A 20,641-nucleotide genomic window follows, 5' to 3' on the forward strand; every position below is an offset into this window, starting at 1 on the left:
GCAAGATGTATCTGGCCATTCGAGAAATGAGGTTCGCTAAAGTCCGTTATTCGCTAATTGCGATAATTATGCTGCTCGTCGCTTTCTTGGTGCTGTTCGTTACCGGGCTTGCTCGAGGGCTCGCCTACGATAACGCGGCATCGATTCAAAATATGGGCGCTACGCATTTTATTATGGAGAAGAATTCGAATCATCGCTTTACCCGTTCGCAGCTTAACGAAGAGGTAGGGGGACAAGCGGGCTTGATCGCGGGACAGGAGAACGTGCAGCCGCTTGGCGTCAAAATGACTGTCATGATGGCGGAAGGGACGACCGGCAAGCTGGACGTGACGCTTCTTGGCATAAATCCGGAGGGCTGGTTGATGCCCAAGGTGACCGAAGGTACAGCAATCACATCGGACGAGAGTGGGCAAGTAGTGGTGGATCGCAAGCTGAAGGATTCGGGAATTGGTCTTGGCGCCGTTCTGGTCGATCAGACTTCCGGCTTGAAATGGACGGTAACCGGTTTTGTCAGCCATGAATCGTTCAGCCATTCGCCGGCGGTATTTCTGAATGAGCAGGATTGGGAGCAGCTACAGTTGAAAACAGCTCCGCGACCGGGAAGCGATGGAGCCGGAGAGGGCAGGATCTACAATGCGTTTGCCGTAAAAGCGAATAAGCACCAAGTGGAGCAGCTTGTTACAGCCTTCCCGGACTCGGAGATCGTTACAAAATCGGAAGCGGTTTCGGCCATCCCGGGATACAAGGAGGAACAGGGTTCGCTTTGGATGATGATCATCTTCTTATTTATCATTTCATCCTTTGTCCTAGCGGTGTTCTTCTATGTCATCACGATCCAGAAAAGCAGTCAATTTGGCATTTTGAAGGCCATTGGCACACGAACGGCGTATCTGGCGCGAAGCGTTGCCCTGCAAGTGCTGCTATTATCAACAGGGAGTCTCATCGTCAGCACGCTGCTTGTTCAAGCGATCGAAGCCGTCTTGCCTGACGGAATGCCTTTTCAGCTTCAAATCTCCACGCTGGCTTATACTAGCGGAGCCTTTATTGCGATGTCGCTCGCCGGATCATTGCTTTCCGTCTGGAAGGTAACCCAAATAGACGCCCTGGATGCGATTGGGAGGAGTGCAGCATGAGGCACAGAATGATCCTGGGCAATATTACGCACGCATTCGAGGATGGCGGCATGCAGCGAACGGTGCTCGATCATCTAAGCTTACAGGTATCGGAAGGGGAATTTGTCGCTGTTATGGGGCCTTCCGGATCCGGCAAGAGCACGTTTCTATCGATAGCGGGCGCGCTCCTTAAGCCTGCAAGCGGCGAAGTATGGCTGGACGGGGAAGCGATCGTCGGTAAAGAGAAGCAGGCGTTGTCCGACATACGGCTGAACAAGATCGGGTTTATTTTTCAAAGCGCCAACTTAATTCCGTATTTGAAGGTAGAAGAACAGTTGATGCTGGTCGCAAAGTTGGGGGATATGGACAAGGCAAAGGCGAACGAACGTGTCCGGGAGCTGCTTCTTAAGTTGGGTCTGGACCACCGCAGGAGCGCTTATCCCGACAAGTTGTCCGGAGGGGAGCGCCAGCGCGTCGCTATCGCGAGAGCGCTCATGAACGATCCGGCCGTGCTGCTGGCGGACGAGCCGACGGCAAGTCTAGATGCTTCAAGGGGAATGGACGTCGTGCGGATGATTGCCGGAGAGGCAAAGGAACGGGGTAAGAGCGCCATAATGGTTACGCACGACGAACGGGTTCTGCCGTTGTGCGATCGTGTTCTCTATTTAGAGAACGGCCGTCTAATCCCCCAACGATGATCGATGGAATGCTGTAAGAAGCATCTATCTCCTTCCTACGTTAGTTTCCAGGAGATAGATGCTTCTTTTTAAAGTTTCTTATACTCCTCGTCCAATACGGGCTCCAACCATTCCGGGGTACCTGCAGTGATGGCAAGATGTTCAAGCCAACTGTCTTTTGTGGCGCCGTGCCAGTGCTTGACGCCATCATGGGTCACAATAACATCGCCGGCTTTCAGGAATTGGGGAGCTTTTCCCTCTTCCTGGTACCAGCCTTCGCCTCCAGTGACCAATAAAAGTTGGAACCCGTTGCGATGAATATGCCAGTTATTTCTGCACCCCGGTTCGAAGGTCACGTTCCCAACGCCGACATTAACCTGGGGATCGGCGACCAACGTTTTAAGATAGCTTTGTCCCACAAAATACTTTGCAAATGCTTCGTTCTTCTCCCCCGCGGGGAAAATTACGCCGGTTTTGACTTCTTCATGTTTTGCCATTTTTCATCCCCCAAATAAACGATTAATATTGATATCCTCCGGAAGATCAATTGACTTTATTTTTCTCCCCGAAGACCGGAAAGAAGTTGTGCTCGCCATAATTTTGGATAACCTCAACATTCTTCAAAGTCTCCATATCCGTGTCGCCGATCACAAAATCAAGCTCTGCGTTCATTCTCATATGATCCGGATTTGCCGTCTTAGGAATGACGACCAGACCAAGCTGGATATCATAGCGCAGGCTGAGCTGAGCAGCGGATACGCCGTACTTATCGGCTATCGCCTTAACCTCTGCGTGATCAAGGATTGCACCGTGCGCGATTGGCGAATAAGCTTCGACCAGAATGTCATACTTTTGGCAAAACTCAATTAACTCAAGCGGTGTATTGCTCACATGCGCCAAGATCTGATTGACCATAGGTTTGATCTCGCAGCTCGCAACAATATTCTCTATATCGTCCCGCAGGAAGTTAGAGAGACCGATGGCTTTTACTTTGCCTGATTGATAAGCCGCCTCCATCGCTTTCCATACTTTTTTGTTTTCTGCGAAATAGCGCTTTTCCTCGCGGAACTCGTTCCAAGGCTGCGGGCTGTGAATAATCAGAAGGTCAATGTAGTCTAGTCCCAGTTTGGCCAAAGACGCATCAATGGATTGCGTAACCGCATCATAGTCCTTTGCCTCTGCCGCAATCTTCGTCGTGATGAAAAGTTCTTCTCTTGGGACGCCGCAAGAACGGATTCCCTTGCCTACTCCAGTCTCATTCCCATAAGCCTGAGCCGTATCGATATGCCGATAACCGATGGATACCGCGTCCCGTACTGCCTGCTCGGCCTGTCCATCGTCGAGCAGCCAGGTGCCCAGCCCTAATGCGGGTATAACAACGCCGTTTGATAAGCGGTAGGTTTCAGTAAACATGTTTTTTTCTCCTTTGCATGATGTTAATTCCGAAGTGCCGCGGCCCAGAATGATGTCAAAAATGACCAACGATTCGGTGTGGAACATACGGTTCTTCCAAAAATGCCATTTCTTCAAGCGTTAATTTAATCGAAAGCGCAGCGTTCGCGTCCTCGAGCTGGCAACTTTCGTAGCGCCAACGATGGGCGCGGTTACCGGATCTTTGTGCAGCAGCCACGCTAGCGCGATATGAGCGCGCCGAACGCCATGCTGATCCGCCAGACGCGTAACCCGATCTACAACCAGACGATCCGCATCAGCTGTTGCATCATACTTCTGTTTGGCAATTTCGTCGGTTTCGGCCCGGTGCGTTGTTGCTTCGCGCGCCAATCTTCCGCGTGCTTTCCCGGCCTTGACTACGTCGTGAAGTGCTTCCATCGTCTCTTCAATGGGCGTGCTGCCATCCCAACGATGAATTTGATACAAATCAACGTAGTCGGTTTGCAGTCTCCTAAGGCTTTTATCGATTTCGCTCATAATCGCTTTGCGCGAAAGTCCGGCGCCATTGGGCCCCGGATGCATGCGTCCATGTATCTTCGTCGCGATGACAATTTCGTCTCGATTGGAAAGCTCCTTCAGGACCTTTCCGACAATTGCTTCGCTGGTTCCCTCTGCGTATACATTCGCTGTATCAAAGAAGTTGATCCCAAGCTCCAGAGCTTTTTTTAGGATTGGACGCGTATTCTCCTCAATCAAGCACCCAACGATGATGTCCTTTTTCTGCGTTGCCAAAGCCCATACAACCCAGACAAATCCGGGATACATCCAACCCGGTATTCCCGAGTTTTGTATAATCCATTTACTGCCCCTCGCTTTCTGAGAAATTGAACATTGATCGATTAAACAACTCATGTTTATAATTGTAAGCGGAAAGGTAAGGCTTGCAATAGTCATTTCTTCACGATGTGTGGATTATTAAACAGATCAGCTAAAATTGCCTATAAACGAAAAGAAGGTGTCGTTAAGGATGTCCATTCAAGAATATGGCGTAGAAGTGGATGTAAGCTTGCCGGACCGAAATTTTTAATGCTCCGTTTTATCTAAATATCAAGCTTGCGGGTTCCGATCCATTTCACTCTTTCGGGGTCCCGATGCGAGAAGAAAAGGCTTTGCTTCGTATCCAATGTTGCAATCCGATCCAGGTCCTCTTGGCTTAATTCAAACGTAAAGACATCGAAGTTTTCAATAATCCTTTCTTTGCGAACGGATTTTGGAATGACAACGATTTCTCTTTGGATGAGCCAGCGTAAAACCACCTGAGCAACGGATTTATGATGTTTTTCAGCAATGGACACCAACACTTCATTGTGGAACAAATTGTTTTTCCCTTCGGCGAAAGGTCCCCAGGATTCGATTTGGACATGATTCTCTTTCATGAAGTCGGCGTTTTCGATTTGTTGGTTAAACGGATGCGTCTCAACCTGGTTTACGGCGGGAACGACTTCATTGTGAAGGATCAAATCAATCAACCGATCCTCATGAAAGTTGCTGACCCCAATTGCGCGAACTTTTCCTTCCCGATACAATTCCTCCATCGCGCGCCAAGAGCCATACACATCGCCGTAGGGCTGATGAATCAAATACAAATCCAAATAATCGAGCTGCAGTCTTCTCAACGATTTTTCAAAGGCCTGTTTTGTACGTTCGTAGCCCGTATCTTGCACCCAGAGCTTTGTTGTGACGAACAGTTCATTTCTGGGAATGTCGCTTCGTCTAATCGCTCTGCCCACTGCTTCTTCGTTTAAGTAGGACGCAGCCGTATCAATCAGACGGTAGCCAGCCATAATAGCGTCAAGAACGCTCTGTTCGCATTCTTTTGGCTCGGGAATTTGAAAAACACCGAAACCGAGTATAGGCATTTCAACGCCATTGTTCAAAATGACCTTTTGCATCCGAATCCCTCCGTTAAAAATATTCGCAAATCGGCTTGGACTCTATTATGAATCTCCAGGCCTGGATTTGATATCGAAATTGTCTTAAATCATTGCCTAATCCTCTCAAAGGCATATAATAATAAAAAGCAAACCGTCGAGGAGGGAGTCTATGTACGACGAAATAAGGAGAAGACAGGACAGCCTTATTCGTCTGATCAATCGGCATTGTAAAGAGGCAGGAGTAATGACGACGGCGATCCCTTCTCTGTATCTTATTCGTTCGGATAAGCTCGGCGAACCCGTTCATCGCGTGTACAAACCATCCTTTTGCTTTGTTGCTCAAGGGCTGAAAGTGCTCCATCTGGCCGAAGAACGCCTGGAATACGGTCCTTCCGATTACCTGATCACTTCGGTGAATCTTCCGGTCAGCGGACAGGTTGTAGAGGCTTCACCCGAGTTTCCGTATTTGAGTTTAAAGCTGGAGTTTAACGAAAATGAAATTTTTGAAGTGCTGAATGCCATTCAAATTCATGCCCATCCGCAGATTAATACTTCACGTGCCTTATTTGTCGGTCAGATCGAGCTGATCATGTTGGACGCTGCCCTCCGATTGGTTCAACTGCTCGATTCTCCCGAAGACATTCCGTTCCTGGCTCCCATTCATAAAAAAGAGATCCTGTATCGGCTCCTTCAAGGCCCCTATGGTCCCACACTTGCGCAGATTGCAGTGGAAGGAAGCAATGCTTATCGAATTCGCGCGGCAATCGATCAAATGACTCAAGCTTACGATCAGCCGTTAAGAATTGAAGAGCTTGCCGAGGTCGCTAATATGAGTGTTTCTTCGTTCCATAGACACTTTAAAGAAATTACCGCCATGAGCCCGCTTCAATATCAAAAACAGCTCCGATTGCAGGAAGCCCGGAGCCTGTTATTGATGGAGTCGGCGGATGCCACTGAAGTGGCCTATCGAGTCGGCTATGAAAGTGCATCCCAGTTTAGTCGTGAATATTCGCGTCTATTTGGCTTCCCTCCCAAGACGGACATCAAGCGACTGAAGGAACCGTATAAACCAATAGAAGGAAATGCCTACCGCAACTCCTTGGAAGCTCGTACCTAGTTCGGCTAGGCAGCACATTGCCGAACAAGATTACAAGCAAAAAGCTCTTGAATCGTCGTAAGGACGAATTCAAGAGCTTTTCGTTTGCTTCATTTGCTTAACACATTATCGTTATTCGTTCATTACTTAACAAATCAAGCGCAATTAACAATTGCAGATATTCTATAACCTAATATAATTATGGACATCCGTTCATTATTGAAAATTAATCGAATGGTAAAAGATAAGCGTATCAGCCGCTATTTCTAAAATTAGGAGTTATCGAAATGAATGCAAAAACCAATAATCATTCCGTTCTGTTTGCCTTGATGTTATCCGCCTTTTCCGCCTTGGGGCCGTTTACGGTCGATATGTACCTTTCATCGCTTCCGCAAATGATGAGTTATTTTGGCACGAATGCATCGATGATCCAGGCAAGCTTAACGGCGAGCTTGTTAGGCCTGGGGATAGGGCAGCTTGTCACAGGCCCTTTAAGCGACGTCCATGGCAGACGCAAACCTTTGTTGATTTCCATGATTCTTTATTTGCTGACTTCCCTGGCCTGCGCTTTTTCGCCGAACATCGGTCTTTTTATCGCCTTGCGCTTTATTCAGGGGTTCGTCGCTTCCGCAGGGCTTGTGATCTCGCGTGCCATTGTTCGTGACCGGTATAACGGCGTAGAAATGATCAAATTCATGTCGCTCCTGACCATGATCAGCAACATCGCTCCGTTGATTTCCCCTACGGCCGGCAGTACGGTGACGACGTTCACCTCCTGGATTGGCGTATTCATATTTTTGGGGGTGCTGGGACTTTTCCTGACGGGTGTGACGGTATGGGGAATCAAAGAAAGCTTGCCTGCAGAACGGCGTATCCCAAGCAACTTCAGGGAAGTGTTAAGGAACTATGGTTCCTTGGTGCGGGATCGGAGCTTTATGGGCTATGCGCTTGTCAACGGCATTTTGTTTTCCGGTGTGTTCGCCTATGTCGCCGGAACTCCGTTTATTTATCAAAATAGGTACGGCATCTCGCCTCAATTGTTTTCCGTCTTGTTCGCCTTGAACGGCCTCGGGATCATATTGGGTTCGCAGCTCGTCAAACGGTTGGCCGGAAGGATGGAGGAGCGCCATATTTTTCGGATCGGATTGCAGGTAGCTTTCATCACTACGGCTGCTATTTTGGTTATTGTTTTAGCGCACGGGCCGTTCTTTGCGTTGTTTATTTCCATCTTTTTATTCGCAGCATCGATCGGTATTATTGGCCCGGTTTCCTTTACGCTGGCGATGGAATCGCAAGGTCGTATCGCCGGGAGCGCTGCCGCCGTATTGGGTACGCTGCAATTTGCCTTGGGGGCGGTCACTTCTCCGCTTGTGGGACTTGCTGGGGAAAATTCCGCCGTGCCTTTCGGAATCACGATTTTTATGACCAGTGTATTGGCTGTTATCGCTTACGTGTTCCTGATTAAAAAGCCGGCGTCTGCGTCACTGTAATCGCTGAAAATGCCGCTTGAGCGGTCTAATCCTACTATACTTTCAAAGGATGAACTAAACGGCTTCCTTTCGATGCTCGAAGGAGAGCTATATATTGATAGAATATCGGACATCTGTCTATAATTATAAGGGATTCAAAATTCCACGTTCCCAACGGAAGCATCGAATGTGTACGCGAGTGCTTGCCGTGGACGAATAGCGGAAAGTACGGTGATCGATCCATGCCTAAAGTGGACAGAAGGATAGCCAAATCGCAAGAAGCGTTAAAAAAGGCGCTTCTGGAGCTGATGTCTGAAAAAAACTTTGATGAGATTACAATCCAGGATCTTTCCGATCGGGCGAATGTAAGCCGGGGAACCATCTATTTGCACTATCAGGACAAATACGATCTGCTTGATAAGCTGATTGAAACGCATATTCTTGAGCTTCGGAGACTTTGCGCGGATGCGGCGGAGATGGATTATATCGAGTCCACTTTAATCTGCACCGACTATTTTGAACATAACTTCTCGTTCTTTTCGATGATGCTGGCGAGCAAAGGCGCGCCTTATTTCCGGAATCGGTACCTCGATTTCCTGATCGAAGAATTTGGCGTGGAAGTAGACGTATTGAAGGGGAAAAACAAGGGATTAAGGAAAGACATCCTTGTTCGATTTGTATCGGCAGCCTATGTAGAGGTCGTGGAATGGTGGTTCAGGAATGAAAGGCCTATTCCGCACGAGGAGTTAGCCAAACAATTGGGTGAATTGTTGGAGAGAAATTTATAGTACGGGAGTGTGTTCTCTCCGAGTTCCTGCTTCTGCCCAAATCCCGCAAGCCCTTATCTGACGCGGATTTGGGCTATTTTGTGTGCATTTCTTTCATTATTCTTTTATCGGAGGGGCTTAAGATATAGTTAAAGAGCCCGCGATTGCGATAGACAGCGGCGGTACTGACTGGCGTGCAAGACAGGCGAAGAGCTGCGGCAGGCGAGAGGACGGGGGCTGGCCGCCCCCGCCTGCTCGACGATACATCCTCGTGGCTGAACAGCCTCTCGGCTTTCCCGAGCGTCGTCTGCCAAGCAATCGAATCACTCTTTTATGAACACTTGAACGATGTGATATTTTTGGAGCAAAGCTACTTTCGCTTCCGTCAACACCGTTCCCGATCTCATCAGCAGCACGCCCTTTTTGTCCGTAATGTCTTGGGCGACCTGTTTTCCGATTAACGCTTTGCCCAGAAACTTTTTTTCCATTGCCTATGACCTCCACATCGCTCTATCGCCTCTCGGCATGCGCCGAGGCTTGCGGCAAGGATTTCCTTATCCCGCTTGACTCGCCTTCCTCCTGGTTGCGCAGGAGATTACTAATTTCGTTCGAGGGTTGTCCAATGCCGTGAGGCTATTGGAGCGTGACGGAGGAGAGGCTTCCGTTTTTCGCAAAGTCTTTGGAGTAGGAAACCGTCGCCTTTGCCGTTATCGTGCCATTCGGACCTTTAATCGTGATCGTGGGCGCCGAAGAATAGCCGGAGCCGGGGTTCGTGATGGAGATTCCCGTTACGACGCCGTTTTCCACGATCGCGGCGGCGGTTGCCGGGACGATCTTCCAGGTTTGCGATTGCTGTCCGTTATACCGATAATAATCGGATACTTCGTCCAATCTGTCGTTGGTGATGCCGTAAGGAGCCAGCACCTTCAACAGCGCGGCTTTGTTGCTCTGCGCCTCCTGGGCGGTCGGGCCGCCGCTGCTCAGTTCGGCCGGCGTTACGCTGCTGAACGCTTCGCGGAATACTTCGGTCGGAACCCCGAGGGCGGCAGCAATAAGAACGACGGGGCGGCCATGATCTTGCGGATCGGTCTCGTAACCTCCCGAGACAGTGACGGAAACGGTGCCGTCCTCGGTTGTGGTGACCGTAGTCAAGTTGCCGGGGGCCGGGGCGGCAGCTTGGCCTCCTGCGCCGGTTCCGGATGGTTTAGGCGGGCGGGGTTGATCTGGATTGCGCTGCCCTTCGTTTCCGTTTGGCGGCGGCGGTGGCGTTTTGCCCGTGCCTCCCGCACCGCAATCGTTCTGTCCGGAAGGAGCCGCCATCGTGTGATTGGAACGGTCAAGCGCAGTCCCCCCGCCGATAATTACCACAGCCGCCAACGCAGCCGCCATCCATTTTGCCGTCTTTTTCATGTTCATCCTCTTCCTTTCATCGTGGGTTTGTTCTTGCTTGATCCCGATGTTACCCGGATTTGGTGAAAATATAGTGAAAGCGCGAGCTCTATCGAAAATACTTTTAGAGATTCGGAAAGAGGGGAATCGCCTTGAAAATATTGCTGGCGGAAGACGATGTCCGGTTAGGCGAGTTAACCTCGCACATGATCAAGAGAAAGGCCGGCTGCACGGTTGACTGGGTGACGACGGGCCGTGACGCTTACGATTATGCGACCGCCTCCAGCTACGATGTGGTCGTCCTCGATTGGATGATGCCGGAGGGGAATGGCCGCGACATCTGCGCAAAGCTGCGCAAGCTCGGGTATGCCGGGGCGATTCTGATGCTGACGGCAAAGGATGCGCTGCGGGATCGCGTTGCAGGTTTCGATGCGGGGGCCGACGATTACTTGGTGAAGCCGTTCGAGATCGAGGAGCTGCTCGCCCGGCTGCGGGCATTGACGCGCAGAACGTTCGTCCCGCTTCAAGAGGACGTTATCCGGATCGGCGATCTGGAGCTGCACAGAAACAACCAGATCGTCAGGAACGGAGGCGAAGAAATGAAGTTGTCTCCCCGCGAGTTTCAAATATTGGATCTGCTCGTTCAGAATAAGGGGCTGACGTTGGCGCGGGAAGTGATATTGGACAAAGTATGGGGGCTCGACGCCGAGGTGAATTTGAAGACGATCGACGCGACCGTCAAATTGATTCGCAAGAAGCTCGGAGCGTCCTCTTCGCAGGAGCTCATCAGGAGCGTGAGAGGCGTTGGGTATCGCATTGAAGCCTAAATGGGGGATAAAAAGGCGGACGGCAAACGGCGATCTGTTCGCCATGACGCGTAATAAGCTGACGCTTCAATACAGCGGCATGCTGATTTTATTTCTGAGCCTGTTCATTATCGCCGTGTATGCACTGCTGTACGGGGTGATTTGGAGCGAGCAGCGATCCGCTCTGGGCGCAGTCGCCGATAGCGAATTCCAAGCGCTGAAGCAATGGAGCGGGCAAGGCGGCGATTCGACCCGTCCGCCCCCTCGCGATGTAGAGGATGCTTTCTCGATCAGCAACGATCAGTCGTTCTATTATTTGATCGGCGATGGCGGGCATGTCCAGTTGGGCGGCGAAATTCAGTCTCAACTGCGCGAGCAAGTGATGCAGGCGATCTCGCAAGGACAATTCGCGCGGGACGATTATACGCGAATCTCGATGCAGACCTTCAGCGGCGCGTCGGCCCACGATGCGCAATTTTTGGTTACGGCCCGCGAACTGGCGTTTAACGGGGATCGAAGCAGCGTGTTATATATCGGGAAAGAGGTTACGTTCCAACACAACTTGTTTCGCTGGCTGCTCATTCTGCTGGTCGGCATGGCGCTTCTGTTCTTTTTATTGGCTTTAGGGTTCAGTTATTGGATGTCCCGCAAAGCGATGGTCCCGATCGCTCGCTCCTACGCGAGACAGAAGGAATTTGCAGCGGACGCTTCGCATGAGCTAAGAACGCCGCTTAGCGTGCTTCTAACCTCGATTGAAGCGCTCCAATTAGAACTGGAGGAAAGCGCCGCGGCTCTCCCTCTCGCCCATAACCTCCTGTCGGGAATGAAACAGGAAGTCGGATCGATTACGAAACTAACGGGAGATTTACTGCAGCTTGCCCGTTCCGATTCCGGAGAGCTTGAGCTTGACCGGTCGCCGTTTCATGCCGGCTTGACGGCAGAGAAGGTCGTCGATCGCCTCCGGCTGTTGGGGGACAACAAGCGTATCGCCATCGAGCTGGACGCTCCGACTGACTTCATTGTGGAGTGGGACGAAGAGAAGTTCGCGCAGCTGCTTATTCTGCTTGTCGATAACGCCGTGAAATATTCATCGGAAAACGGAGTCGTACAAGTCAGGCTTGCCGATAGGACGGTAAAAGGGGAACGGATGATGATGATCGAGGTCAAGGACAGCGGGATCGGCATCGCACCCGAAGCGCTGCCCCGCATCTTCGACCGCTTTTACCGCCAGGATCAATCGAGGACGCGGCAATCCGGTGGGCACGGACTGGGGCTCGCGATCGCTCAAAATATTGTAAATGCCGGTCATGGCACAATCCATGCGGAAAGCGTCGTCGGCAAGGGCACTACGTTTATAGTGTGCTTGCCTCTGTAGTATCACGGTTGCCGCCCGGCACCTCTCGGCGTGTTTGGCCGCTGCGAAGAATATAGGTGAACTCATAAGGACAAATACATATTCGGTACGATGTTAATTGGAATACTATAGGGTTAGGCAGATAGAGGAAGGGGGAGTCGGTGTGAGAATCGATCTGGGCAGCGGAAAACAAAAATTTGATCATTGTATAGGCATAGATCGGATCGCTTACCCGGACACGGATTTGGTGCATGACTTTAATCGTCCGCTTCCCTTTGAAGATAACTCTGTGGAATTCGTGATGGCCTCGCATAGTCTGGAGTATGCCGATGACCTTCAATCGGTCTTAACGGAGCTTTACCGGATATGCCGTCACAATGCAATAGTTTGTATCGTCGCTCCCTATGCGCATGCAAGCTCTCATATGGTTAACCCGCAGTTTAAACAATTGTTTAATGAGCACTCGCCGCGGTTCTGGACGCGTTCTCCCGAATCGGTTATCGCCGGGGATGAGTACCTGCTATCGCAGAATAGCACCTGGTCCTTACTGGGGGAGGAGGCGCCGTCTATTGACTTCAGAGTGCTTCGTATGGAGTTTTTCTACTTTGCCGCTTATCAAGTCGGCTATAACCCATTCGAGTTGGCCTTGCTTCGTCAAACGCAGCTAAATGTCGCTTATCAGATTATGTTCCATCTGCTCGTTGTCAAACAGCCGGTATCTCTGGGAGAAATGCTTTTTTTTAGCGAGAACGGACAGTTCGAGGAGCCGCATTATGTCAAGGAACAACGGGGTGCCCCCCAAAAAAACGAGGAAACGGAACGCCTGCTGTTCTTGGATCACATGGAGTCCGTTGTCCGGTATCGGGACGCGAAACGTTCCTTGCCCGAGCAAACCGCAATGGGAAATACGCATCCGAAACTGCGGAAACCCAAAATCAATAGACAAGGGAAGCAGCGGAAAAGGCAGGGTCATTCTCCCAAAAAAGGCTAAGACGTCTGCAAGTTATTTGTCCTACGCCACAATAAGCCTTCCCAGGAGCTGGATCCGTGCTGACGCGTGGACCGGCTTTAATGCGTTAAGTTACTCTTCCTCGTCTTCGACTTGAATGTCGGCAGATACGGTAACGTCGCCTAGAACGGTACATACGGTGGCACGCAGCGTATAATGCTTGAAGCGCTTGTCAAGCGGTGCGGCAAGCCGGAAGCGAATCGTATCCGTTTCTCCAGGTTGGTTCACGCCCAGATCAATATCATGAAGCGATACTGCCGAATCCGGCCGATTGCGGACAACCAGAGACCCGGGGAGATAGCGAAATTCCGCGGGAAGGTGAACGTGCAGCCGCTTTACAATGGGCACGTTGGCCCTATTTTGGACCGTGATCGTGACAGCTGTCTCTCCTCCCGGAGGAACGTCGTCCGGGTCTACAGTGATGGTCACTGCGGGAGGCTGGGGCGTGCAGAATGCGGGCACATACACCAGGGCGGGAGGGTAAGGCAATATCCTTTCCGCATTCGCTTCCATCCAACTTGCGAAGGCTTCGCTGTTGGCCGGAATATCGGGCACGTTCCCTCCGCTTCGGGAGATGACGCCCGGATTCGGAGTAAGATCAAACGCGATAATCGTCTTGAAGAAACGCCCTTCCTGCAGAGCGGCTTCCTCCGGAGCCCACAGATCTCCCGCACGCAGCACGACGGTATAATGGTCCCCCTCCTCGGTTATGCTGACCAACCCGCCGCTCAAATCGACAGGCTGAAATAAAACCGGACTATCCGGCGTGCGCACAAAGGCCACTTGAAGCGAATTCGCATCCAGCGTGAAGGTGCCGTCATTCGGCTGGGAAGGACCACCGGCGGATCGACGGGGAACCCTATCCGTAATAACGACATTGCGAAAGAAACCGAGCTCCGCGTTAGTGACGGCAATCATCTGATCACGCAGCGCATCCTGCGCGTTGGCGATCTCGAGAGGAACGATAAAAGCTTGGCCGGAAGACGCCGTCGCATCCAGATATTCAGGCAGCAGAACCGAATGACCGATCCCGATCGTATCGATCCGAATTCCATTGGCGCGAATCTCCTCCGAAGAGGCGATCATAAACCGCTTGGCCTCGTTGCTGGCGAAGATATTCCGGCTCGTCTGCTCGTAATAATCGATAAGCCGGGTTTGCGAAATTTTGGCGTCGGTGGCGAAGATCATCAGCTCCGTCTCGGAGTTGTCGAATACGACCGTCTCGAGCTCGCGTCCGACCAGACTTTGCGGAAAAAAGACATCCTCATATACCGGTTGAATCGGAATCCCCGTGGCCGATTGCGAAAATTGCCAAATGCCGTCGACCCTGGCGAAGAACGGGCTGCGCTGGTAGTAATAATAATTGGCCGCGAATCCGATTCGTCCGTTAGACCAGTAATAGCCGTTTAACGTAATCTCGTCGAGCAAATTAGGCGCGGCGGGTACGCGGGTCGCATTGTCGCTGTTTCTTCCGTCGAAGTTATGCCATTCGCCGGCAAACGGATTGACGATGAGCGATTGGGTCGCGGCTGCGAAGAAAGCTTCGCTTCTGGCCAGCGCGCGCAATTTGAGACCGACGGTTTGCAGCGGAGTGAAGGCCGCCGGATCGAAGCTGTTCGGGTTGATTCCTTCCCGGACCAGGTCCTCGAACGTAACGGGCGCCCGGATACCGTTGTAGTCGGCCAAGAGCGCGTTCCCTTCTTGTACGAGAACCGCTGCGTTGATTCGGGCTGGAATATCGGCTTCATTATAATACGCATAGAAGGTGGAAGAGGCGGCGCTCTCGCCATCCGTCATGAGAATGATCAGCTTGTGCGCCTCGGCGGGAATCGCCTCCAACAGCTCGCCTGCCAGGAGAAAACCGGATTGAACGTTTGTATTGCTGTAACGACTGATATTGTCGATCATCGTCTCGATGTCTTCTTCATCCTGATAGAAAAAAGCGGCCTTGTCCGCCACGCTCCGGAAGTTGGCTAGCGCCGTCGCCGCCTGCGCCGGATCGTAGCTGTTGGCGCCAATATAATGATCTTGCACCGGCGCACCGCCGCCGGCCGGCAACGTTAAAGGGGCCGGGTTGACCAAACCGCTAAACTTCCCTTCGGCATCGGCTTGCGTGACATGTACCCTTGCTCCGTTCCCGAACGTTACCAGGGCGATATGCTTCTCGACGGAAGCATATTCTTCCGAAAAGATAATGTCCAAGAAGGAGTGAATCGCTTGAACCGCAACCTGGAAGCGCGTCGCTGTGTTGTTGTTGACATCCTGTATGCCCATCGTCGAAGTCGCGTCAATAACGAACACCAGATACAAAGGCAAATCTAACGTTGTGAGGCTGCCTTCCGCGGAGAGCTCGACCCGGAACGTACAAGGTGTCTCCGGGCTGCTGCTTGCCTGCTTCCGAATGGTTAACGCCAAGGTATTTTCCCTCTTTTCGCTTTTTCAAAGATGAATTCTACCTCCATTATATGGGCGAAATTCAATTCCGATGAGCGTCAATGCAATTCCGACGATCTTCGGGCACTATGTGTTTAATCTGCTGTTAAAATCCATCGGAGCAACCACGGTTTCTGTAGGCATTATAGGCGAGCCTGTTCTGGCGATCCTCCTGGCTTATCTGTTGTTAGGAGAACATATTTCCGTCTTTCAGTTTGCGGGCGGATTGATTACGCTGTCGGGGATGCTGATGTACTTTTGGCTGAGATCCTTGCAATATTCCCATACTGGGCATGATCCTGCTAAGGACTTGTAAGATCATCGATAAAGGTGAAACTCCTCCGGGTCGCTCGACTGAGAGGACGGAGGTTAGACGCCTCCTCCTGCTCGATTAAGGCTTGTCCATTGTGCAAAGTATCCCTGTTAGAATGGGTTAAACACGGCAAACTGACCCAAGGGCAAACGATTTGAAGGACGTCCGGCCTTGGCAGCCAAGCCGACGCAAATCAGCATAACCGGCGCATATCGAGCCGGAACGTTAAACGATTTAACAAATTGCTCCTGATTATAGCCGACCATGGGACACGTGTCATAACCCAGCGCCTTTGCCGTTAACATCAGTTGCATAGCGAACAGACCGGCATTGCTGAATGCTGAATCACGAGCGAATTGGGGATCTTGGTAATAGTCTGCTATTTGCGCAGCCAGACGGTCTCTCACCTCGTTCGGTATCAGCCCGGCTTCAACCGCCGCGTCATAAACAATTTCCGTGTTTTTATTTGCCTCCAGATCGCCAAGCACCGCGATCACGACGGAGCTTTGGATGATTTGCTTCTGGCCGTTAGCGATAGATAACAATTTTTCCTTTTGCATCATGTCCGGAGCAAGCGATTGTCGGTTCGGCACCGGCAGGATCAATCGAGGACGCGGCACGATCGTTCATTTGGCTTCGGCAATAAACACCTTGAAGGTGTTTACCGCCGAAGCCAGCTCTTTTTATTGCACATTTTCCCCGTTGAACCATACAGTAGTACAAATGACTCGATTGAAATGGAAAATTTGCAGGGTAAATAACAAATAGAAGGAGAAAAGTATGAAGATTATTGTTCCCCCCTTTACGCTGAAAACGGCGATCGAGAAAGTTCGCAAAGCGGAGGATGATTGGAACACTCGCGATCCGCAGCTGGTGGCCATGGATTATTCCGAAGACAGCCGCTGGCGTAACCGTGTCGAGTTTCCGGTTGGCAGAAAACAAATCATCGATTTTCTTACGCGTAAATGGAATAAAGAATTGGATTATCGGCTCATCAAAGAGCTTTGGTCTTTTAACGGCAACCGAATCGCCGTCCGTTTTGCTTATGAGTGGCATGATGACAGCGGACAGTGGTTCCGATCTTATGGGAATGAGAACTGGGAATTTAATGATGCCGGCTTGAACCGGCTCCGGTACGCTTCGATCAATGACAAGCCGATAAGCGAAGCAGAGAGGAAATATCGCTGGCCGCTTGGGCGCCGTCCCGACGACTATCCGGGTCTTACAGAGCTTGGCTTATAAGAGGGACGACATTATTTCTGAACGTTATCCTCAAACACGAAAACGGACATGGCGATATCCTCTTCGACCTTCATATCGGCAAATAGATGGACGAGTCGGGTTCCCATCAGCTCCTCCAGCTGTTCCGTAAAATCCGTCATATACGCCCGTTGAATCATTTTGGTTCGCGCCGCATGAACCATATCTTTGCCGGCGGGATCGCTGGCGATAAATTTTTCGGTCGGAGTCATATTGCCGTAAAGCATGCAGATGACCATATTATCAACGAAAGTCGTATGAATGCGTTCGGGACCTTTGCTGAACAAATCCTTGCGAACCTTTCTGATCAGTTCATTGAATGCGGCTGCTTTGTTCATCGGCCATCCCTCTCCGTCAACGATGATAGTCTGGCTAGATCATTTCTATCTATCATACTAATACATCTTATTTAAGGGAGTCAAAAATTGAAGAGGAGGGCCGTCTCTTGCATTGAATTCCCCCGGAATCGGAGTTATAATATTGTCAATGACATTGGTCACATTGGCGACCTGCAGTGTATCTGCATGCCGTTAATGGCTATATTTAATGGCGGATTGGCAATCGAGTATACTGATGCTTGAATGACTACTCCACCATAAGAGAGATGTGCTCGATTATCCGACGCATTTTTCTTGTGGCGGAGTTTTTTTGCGTCATGACATCCGAAGGGGGAGTCGTTCCATGAGTGGACACACCGTAACTATCCAATTAAACGAAACGGAATATGAGACCGAAGCGGGTTCGACCCTGCTGGAGGCCATTAATCGGCATGGAATCGCCCATCCTCAAATCTGTTACGTCCCGGAAGTCGATCCGATTCGGACTTGCGATACGTGCATAGTGGAAGCGAACGGCAAGCTGGTCCGTTCCTGCTCGACCAAGGTTGCGGAGGGGATGCGCGTGCAATTGTCCTCCGACAGGGCCAAGGCGGCGCAGACCGAAGCGATGGATCGGATTCTGGAAAATCACCTTCTCTATTGCACCGTTTGCGATAACAATAACGGCAACTGCAAAATTCACAATACGGCGGAATTGATGGAGATCGAGCATCAGAAATATCCGTATACGCCGAAAGTCGATCCCAGTGAAGTGGATATGTCGCATCCTTTTTATCGCTATGACCCCAACCAGTGTATCGCGTGCGGCCAATGCGTAGAGGTCTGCCAAAACCTTCAGGTTAACGAAACGCTGTCCATCGATTGGGAAGCCGAACGTCCGCGCGTTCTCTGGGACCTGGGGTCAACGATCAACGATTCCTCGTGCGTCAGCTGCGGTCAATGCGTAACGGTCTGCCCTTGCAATGCTTTAATGGAGAAATCGATGCTCGGCGAAGCCGGATTTATGAGCGGAATCGAACAGGACCTGCTTGATCCGATGATTCGTCTTATAAAAGAAGTGGAGCCCGGCTACAGCGGCATTTTTGCGGTTTCGGAAGTGGAGGCCGCCATGCGAGAAACCCGCACCAAAAAAACCAAAACGGTTTGCACGTTCTGCGGCGTAGGCTGCTCCTTCGAGGTGTGGACCAAGGACCGCAAAATTTTGAAAGTCCAACCGGTTTCGGACGCTCCCGTTAACGGAATTTCGACCTGCGTAAAAGGGAAATTCGGTTGGGATTTCGTGAACAGCGAACAACGTCTGACGCAGCCGCTGATTCGTCGGGGAGACGAATTTGTGGAAGCCACCTGGGAAGAAGCGTTAAACCTGATGGCCAGCAAAATGAGCGGCATTAAAGAGCGGTACGGCGCTAACGCGCTTGGCTTCATCTCCTCCTCCAAGTTCACCAACGAAGAAAATTATTTGCTGCAAAAGCTGGCCCGGCAAGTGTTCCAAACCAACAACGTGGATAACTGTTCGCGCTACTGTCAATCTCCCGCCTCCTGGGGCTTGCAGCAGACGACGGGCATCGGCGGCGATTCCGGCACGATCAAGGATCTTGCCGCCGCCGGTCTTGTTATTCTGGTGGGCTGCGCCCCGGGCGAAGGCCACCCGGTGCTCGCTACGCGCATCAAGCGCGCGCATAAGCTGCACGGGCAAAAGCTGATCTCCGTCGACCTCCGCAGGCACGAGATGGCCGATCGCGCCGACTTGTTCATCCGTCCGAATCAAGGAACGGATTACGTGTGGTTATCGGCGGTGACCAAGTACATGATCGATCAGAATTGGCACGATCCGCAATTTATCGAACGGCATGTGAATTTTTATCCCGAATATGTGAAGCTGCTGCAGCGCTTTACGTTGGATTTCGCCGAGAAAGAAACCGGCATTCCTCAAGAAACGTTGATCGCAATCGCCCAAATGATTCGGGACGCGGACGGAACCGCGATTTGTTGGGGAATGGGCGTCACCCAAAACATAGGCGGCTCGTATACTTCGACGGCGATCGCGAACCTGCTGCTCGTTACGGGGAACTTTATGCGTCCGGGCGCAGGCGCGTTTCCGCTTCGCGGCCACAACAATGTGCAGGGCGCGTCCGACATGGGCACGATGCCCAACATTTTCCCCGGATACCAGCCGGTCGCGGACGACGCCATTCGCGCCAAATTCGAAGCGGCTTACGGCGTTTCGCTTCCGGGCGAACCCGGCCTGGACAACATTCAAATGCTGAACGAAATCGAGCGCGGAAATCTCAGAGCGATGTATATTGCCGGAGAAGAGATGGCGTGGGTGGACGCCGATTCCCGGCATACGCAGGAAATGCTGGCGAAGCTTGATTTTCTTGTGGTGCAGGACGTGTTCCTGAGCAAGACGGCCGAATTTGCCGACATCATCTTGCCTGCCGCGCCGTCGCTGGAGAAGGAAGGGACCTTCACCAATACCGAACGCCGGGTGCAGCGTCTGTATCAAGCGCTCGAGCCGAAAGGCAACAGCAAGCCGGACTGGTGGATCTTCACGCAGGTGGCCAAGCAGATGGGATTCGAGTGGAATTACCGTCACCCGGGCGAGATTTTCGCGGAAATGGCTTCGCTCACTCCGTTTTTCTCGCAATGCAGCTATGACAAGCTGGCAGGCTGGAACAGCTTTAACTGGGGATCTCCGGAAGGCGGCAATACGCCTTTGCTCTTTACGGACGGCTTCAACTTCCCGGACAAAAAAGCGCGCTTGGGCCTCTTCGATTACATTCCGCCTACGGAATTTCCCAAGGAATTCGACTTGTCGCTGAATAACGGGCGCTTGCTGGAGCAATTCCACGAAGGAAATTTGACCAACAAATCGAAGGGAATCAGCTACAAGCTTCCCGAAGTGTTCGTCGAGGTGTCCCCGGAGCTTGCCCAAGAGCGCGGCGTCAAGGACGGATCGTTAGTCCGGCTGGAATCCCCGTACGGGGCGATCAAGCTGCGCGTCGTCGTATCGGACCGGGTGCAGGGCCGCAGCGTCTACGTTCCGATGCATTCCGCAAGCCACGAGAATGCGATCAACATGCTGACCGGCGGCGCGGTGGACGTACAGACGCACACCCCGGCCTACAAACAAATCAAAGTGAGCATGCAGGTGCTGGAGCTGGAAGGCGGCAACCCGCTGCCCAAGACCAGTCCGCGATACAAGAAACGCCACCCGCAGAACGGAGTGGAAGTGCAGCGCAAATGGAATCGTCCCGGCTATGTTTCGTTAGTGGATCAAGAATAAGGGAGA

Annotated in this window: 19 protein-coding genes and 1 pseudogene; 11 read left to right on the forward strand and 9 right to left on the reverse strand. The window is 51.5% G+C overall.

The features are described from left to right. The first annotated feature begins 5 nt into the window (after positions 1–5). Positions 6–1,133 (forward strand): ABC transporter permease, encoded by a 1,128-nt coding sequence (locus ACFFT4_RS12545; RefSeq protein WP_378048088.1) that lies wholly within the window; start codon positions 6–8, stop codon positions 1,131–1,133. After that, entirely contained in the window at positions 1,130–1,810 is a 681-nt protein-coding gene (locus ACFFT4_RS12550) for an ABC transporter ATP-binding protein (protein ID WP_378048089.1), read from the forward strand. The genes ACFFT4_RS12545 and ACFFT4_RS12550 overlap by 4 nt, the downstream gene beginning before the upstream one ends. A 68-nt stretch (positions 1,811–1,878) precedes the next feature. Here the strand turns inward: ACFFT4_RS12550 and ACFFT4_RS12555 are convergent, their stop codons facing one another. From ACFFT4_RS12555 to ACFFT4_RS12570, 4 genes and pseudogenes are all read right to left on the reverse strand, one after another. After that, entirely contained in the window at positions 1,879–2,286 is a 408-nt protein-coding gene (locus ACFFT4_RS12555) for a cupin domain-containing protein (protein WP_378048090.1), read from the reverse strand. 46 nt (positions 2,287–2,332) lie between these two features. After that, a complete protein-coding gene (locus tag ACFFT4_RS12560) occupies positions 2,333–3,202 on the reverse strand; it encodes an aldo/keto reductase (protein ID WP_378048092.1) in 870 nt (289 codons plus the stop codon). A gap of 55 nt (positions 3,203–3,257) precedes the next feature. After that, positions 3,258–4,040 (reverse strand): annotated as a pseudogene (locus ACFFT4_RS12565) (aldo/keto reductase). A 241-nt stretch (positions 4,041–4,281) separates the two neighbouring features. Further along, positions 4,282–5,133 (reverse strand): aldo/keto reductase, encoded by an 852-nt coding sequence (locus ACFFT4_RS12570; protein WP_378048094.1) that lies wholly within the window; start codon positions 5,131–5,133, stop codon positions 4,282–4,284. 151 nt (positions 5,134–5,284) lie between these two features. Between ACFFT4_RS12570 and ACFFT4_RS12575 the strand changes: the two genes are divergently transcribed. The 3 genes from ACFFT4_RS12575 (at position 5,285) to ACFFT4_RS12585 (ending at position 8,468) form a co-directional block, all read left to right on the forward strand. Continuing rightward, positions 5,285–6,232: an AraC family transcriptional regulator gene (locus tag ACFFT4_RS12575; RefSeq protein ID WP_378048095.1), complete on the forward strand. Its 948-nt coding sequence runs from the start codon at positions 5,285–5,287 to the stop codon at positions 6,230–6,232. A gap of 266 nt (positions 6,233–6,498) precedes the next feature. Continuing rightward, a complete protein-coding gene (locus tag ACFFT4_RS12580; RefSeq protein ID WP_378048098.1) occupies positions 6,499–7,701 on the forward strand; it encodes a multidrug effflux MFS transporter in 1,203 nt (400 codons plus the stop codon). Between the two features lie 221 nt (positions 7,702–7,922). After that, on the forward strand, positions 7,923–8,468 hold the full coding sequence (locus ACFFT4_RS12585; RefSeq protein ID WP_378048100.1) for a TetR/AcrR family transcriptional regulator: 546 nt from the start codon (positions 7,923–7,925) through the stop codon (positions 8,466–8,468). 302 nt (positions 8,469–8,770) lie between these two features. On the opposite strand, the gene ACFFT4_RS12590 is transcribed toward ACFFT4_RS12585, so the two are convergent. Together ACFFT4_RS12590 and ACFFT4_RS12595 are read right to left on the reverse strand one after the other, a co-directional pair. Next, a complete protein-coding gene (locus ACFFT4_RS12590; RefSeq protein WP_378048102.1) occupies positions 8,771–8,935 on the reverse strand; it encodes a hypothetical protein in 165 nt (54 codons plus the stop codon). A 145-nt stretch (positions 8,936–9,080) separates the two neighbouring features. Then, positions 9,081–9,857, reverse strand: a complete 777-nt coding sequence (locus ACFFT4_RS12595; RefSeq protein WP_378048103.1) for a hypothetical protein — start codon at positions 9,855–9,857, stop codon at positions 9,081–9,083. Positions 9,858–9,988: 131 nt separating this feature from the next. Here ACFFT4_RS12595 and ACFFT4_RS12600 point away from each other — a divergent pair, with 131 nt between their 5' ends. The 3 genes from ACFFT4_RS12600 (at position 9,989) to ACFFT4_RS12610 (ending at position 12,987) form a co-directional block, all read left to right on the forward strand. Next, positions 9,989–10,663, forward strand: coding sequence for a response regulator transcription factor (locus tag ACFFT4_RS12600; RefSeq protein WP_378048105.1), 675 nt, complete (start codon positions 9,989–9,991; stop codon positions 10,661–10,663). Between the two features lie 43 nt (positions 10,664–10,706). Further along, positions 10,707–12,017, forward strand: a complete 1,311-nt coding sequence (locus ACFFT4_RS12605; RefSeq protein ID WP_378048107.1) for a sensor histidine kinase — start codon at positions 10,707–10,709, stop codon at positions 12,015–12,017. Between the two features lie 142 nt (positions 12,018–12,159). Beyond that, positions 12,160–12,987: a class I SAM-dependent methyltransferase gene (locus ACFFT4_RS12610; RefSeq protein ID WP_378048109.1), complete on the forward strand. Its 828-nt coding sequence runs from the start codon at positions 12,160–12,162 to the stop codon at positions 12,985–12,987. Between the two features lie 90 nt (positions 12,988–13,077). Here the strand turns inward: ACFFT4_RS12610 and ACFFT4_RS12615 are convergent, their stop codons facing one another. Continuing rightward, positions 13,078–15,420, reverse strand: coding sequence for a hypothetical protein (locus tag ACFFT4_RS12615; protein WP_378048110.1), 2,343 nt, complete (start codon positions 15,418–15,420; stop codon positions 13,078–13,080). Positions 15,421–15,490: 70 nt separating this feature from the next. Between ACFFT4_RS12615 and ACFFT4_RS12620 the strand changes: the two genes are divergently transcribed. After that, on the forward strand, positions 15,491–15,754 hold the full coding sequence (locus ACFFT4_RS12620) for an EamA family transporter (RefSeq protein ID WP_378048111.1): 264 nt from the start codon (positions 15,491–15,493) through the stop codon (positions 15,752–15,754). Between the two features lie 107 nt (positions 15,755–15,861). On the opposite strand, the gene ACFFT4_RS12625 is transcribed toward ACFFT4_RS12620, so the two are convergent. After that, a complete protein-coding gene (locus ACFFT4_RS12625; RefSeq protein WP_378048113.1) occupies positions 15,862–16,356 on the reverse strand; it encodes a nitroreductase family protein in 495 nt (164 codons plus the stop codon). Between the two features lie 175 nt (positions 16,357–16,531). On the opposite strand from ACFFT4_RS12625, the gene ACFFT4_RS12630 reads away from it, so the two are divergent. After that, positions 16,532–16,993, forward strand: a complete 462-nt coding sequence (locus ACFFT4_RS12630) for a nuclear transport factor 2 family protein (protein ID WP_378048115.1) — start codon at positions 16,532–16,534, stop codon at positions 16,991–16,993. Positions 16,994–17,004: 11 nt separating this feature from the next. On the opposite strand, the gene ACFFT4_RS12635 is transcribed toward ACFFT4_RS12630, so the two are convergent. Continuing rightward, complete coding sequence (locus ACFFT4_RS12635; protein ID WP_378048116.1) at positions 17,005–17,349, reverse strand: Na-translocating system protein MpsC family protein; 345 nt, start codon at positions 17,347–17,349, stop codon at positions 17,005–17,007. Positions 17,350–17,692: 343 nt separating this feature from the next. Between ACFFT4_RS12635 and fdhF the strand changes: the two genes are divergently transcribed. After that, positions 17,693–20,635, forward strand: a complete 2,943-nt coding sequence (fdhF, locus tag ACFFT4_RS12640; protein WP_378048118.1) for a formate dehydrogenase subunit alpha — start codon at positions 17,693–17,695, stop codon at positions 20,633–20,635. The last annotated feature ends 6 nt before the right edge of the window (positions 20,636–20,641 follow it).

The sequence above is a fragment of the Cohnella cellulosilytica genome (assembly GCF_042431195.1).
In the GTDB taxonomy this organism is placed as follows: Bacteria; Bacillota; Bacilli; order Paenibacillales; family Paenibacillaceae; genus Cohnella; species Cohnella cellulosilytica.

Coding starts and splice junctions, on each gene's coding strand:
- ACFFT4_RS12595 (WP_378048103.1), bottom strand. CDS start 9,857: ATGAAAAAGACGGCAAAATGGATGGCGGCTGCGTTGGCGGCTGTGGTA.
- ACFFT4_RS12630 (WP_378048115.1), top strand. CDS start 16,532: ATGAAGATTATTGTTCCCCCCTTTACGCTGAAAACGGCGATCGAGAAA.
- ACFFT4_RS12620 (WP_378048111.1), top strand. CDS start 15,491: ATGAGCGTCAATGCAATTCCGACGATCTTCGGGCACTATGTGTTTAAT.
- ACFFT4_RS12560 (WP_378048092.1), bottom strand. CDS start 3,202: ATGTTTACTGAAACCTACCGCTTATCAAACGGCGTTGTTATACCCGCA.
- ACFFT4_RS12550 (WP_378048089.1), top strand. CDS start 1,130: ATGAGGCACAGAATGATCCTGGGCAATATTACGCACGCATTCGAGGAT.
- ACFFT4_RS12545 (WP_378048088.1), top strand. CDS start 6: ATGTATCTGGCCATTCGAGAAATGAGGTTCGCTAAAGTCCGTTATTCG.
- ACFFT4_RS12555 (WP_378048090.1), bottom strand. CDS start 2,286: ATGGCAAAACATGAAGAAGTCAAAACCGGCGTAATTTTCCCCGCGGGG.
- ACFFT4_RS12635 (WP_378048116.1), bottom strand. CDS start 17,349: ATGAACAAAGCAGCCGCATTCAATGAACTGATCAGAAAGGTTCGCAAG.
- ACFFT4_RS12575 (WP_378048095.1), top strand. CDS start 5,285: ATGTACGACGAAATAAGGAGAAGACAGGACAGCCTTATTCGTCTGATC.
- ACFFT4_RS12605 (WP_378048107.1), top strand. CDS start 10,707: ATGACGCGTAATAAGCTGACGCTTCAATACAGCGGCATGCTGATTTTA.
- fdhF (WP_378048118.1), top strand. CDS start 17,693: ATGAGTGGACACACCGTAACTATCCAATTAAACGAAACGGAATATGAG.
- ACFFT4_RS12580 (WP_378048098.1), top strand. CDS start 6,499: ATGAATGCAAAAACCAATAATCATTCCGTTCTGTTTGCCTTGATGTTA.
- ACFFT4_RS12570 (WP_378048094.1), bottom strand. CDS start 5,133: ATGCAAAAGGTCATTTTGAACAATGGCGTTGAAATGCCTATACTCGGT.
- ACFFT4_RS12585 (WP_378048100.1), top strand. CDS start 7,923: ATGCCTAAAGTGGACAGAAGGATAGCCAAATCGCAAGAAGCGTTAAAA.
- ACFFT4_RS12590 (WP_378048102.1), bottom strand. CDS start 8,935: ATGGAAAAAAAGTTTCTGGGCAAAGCGTTAATCGGAAAACAGGTCGCC.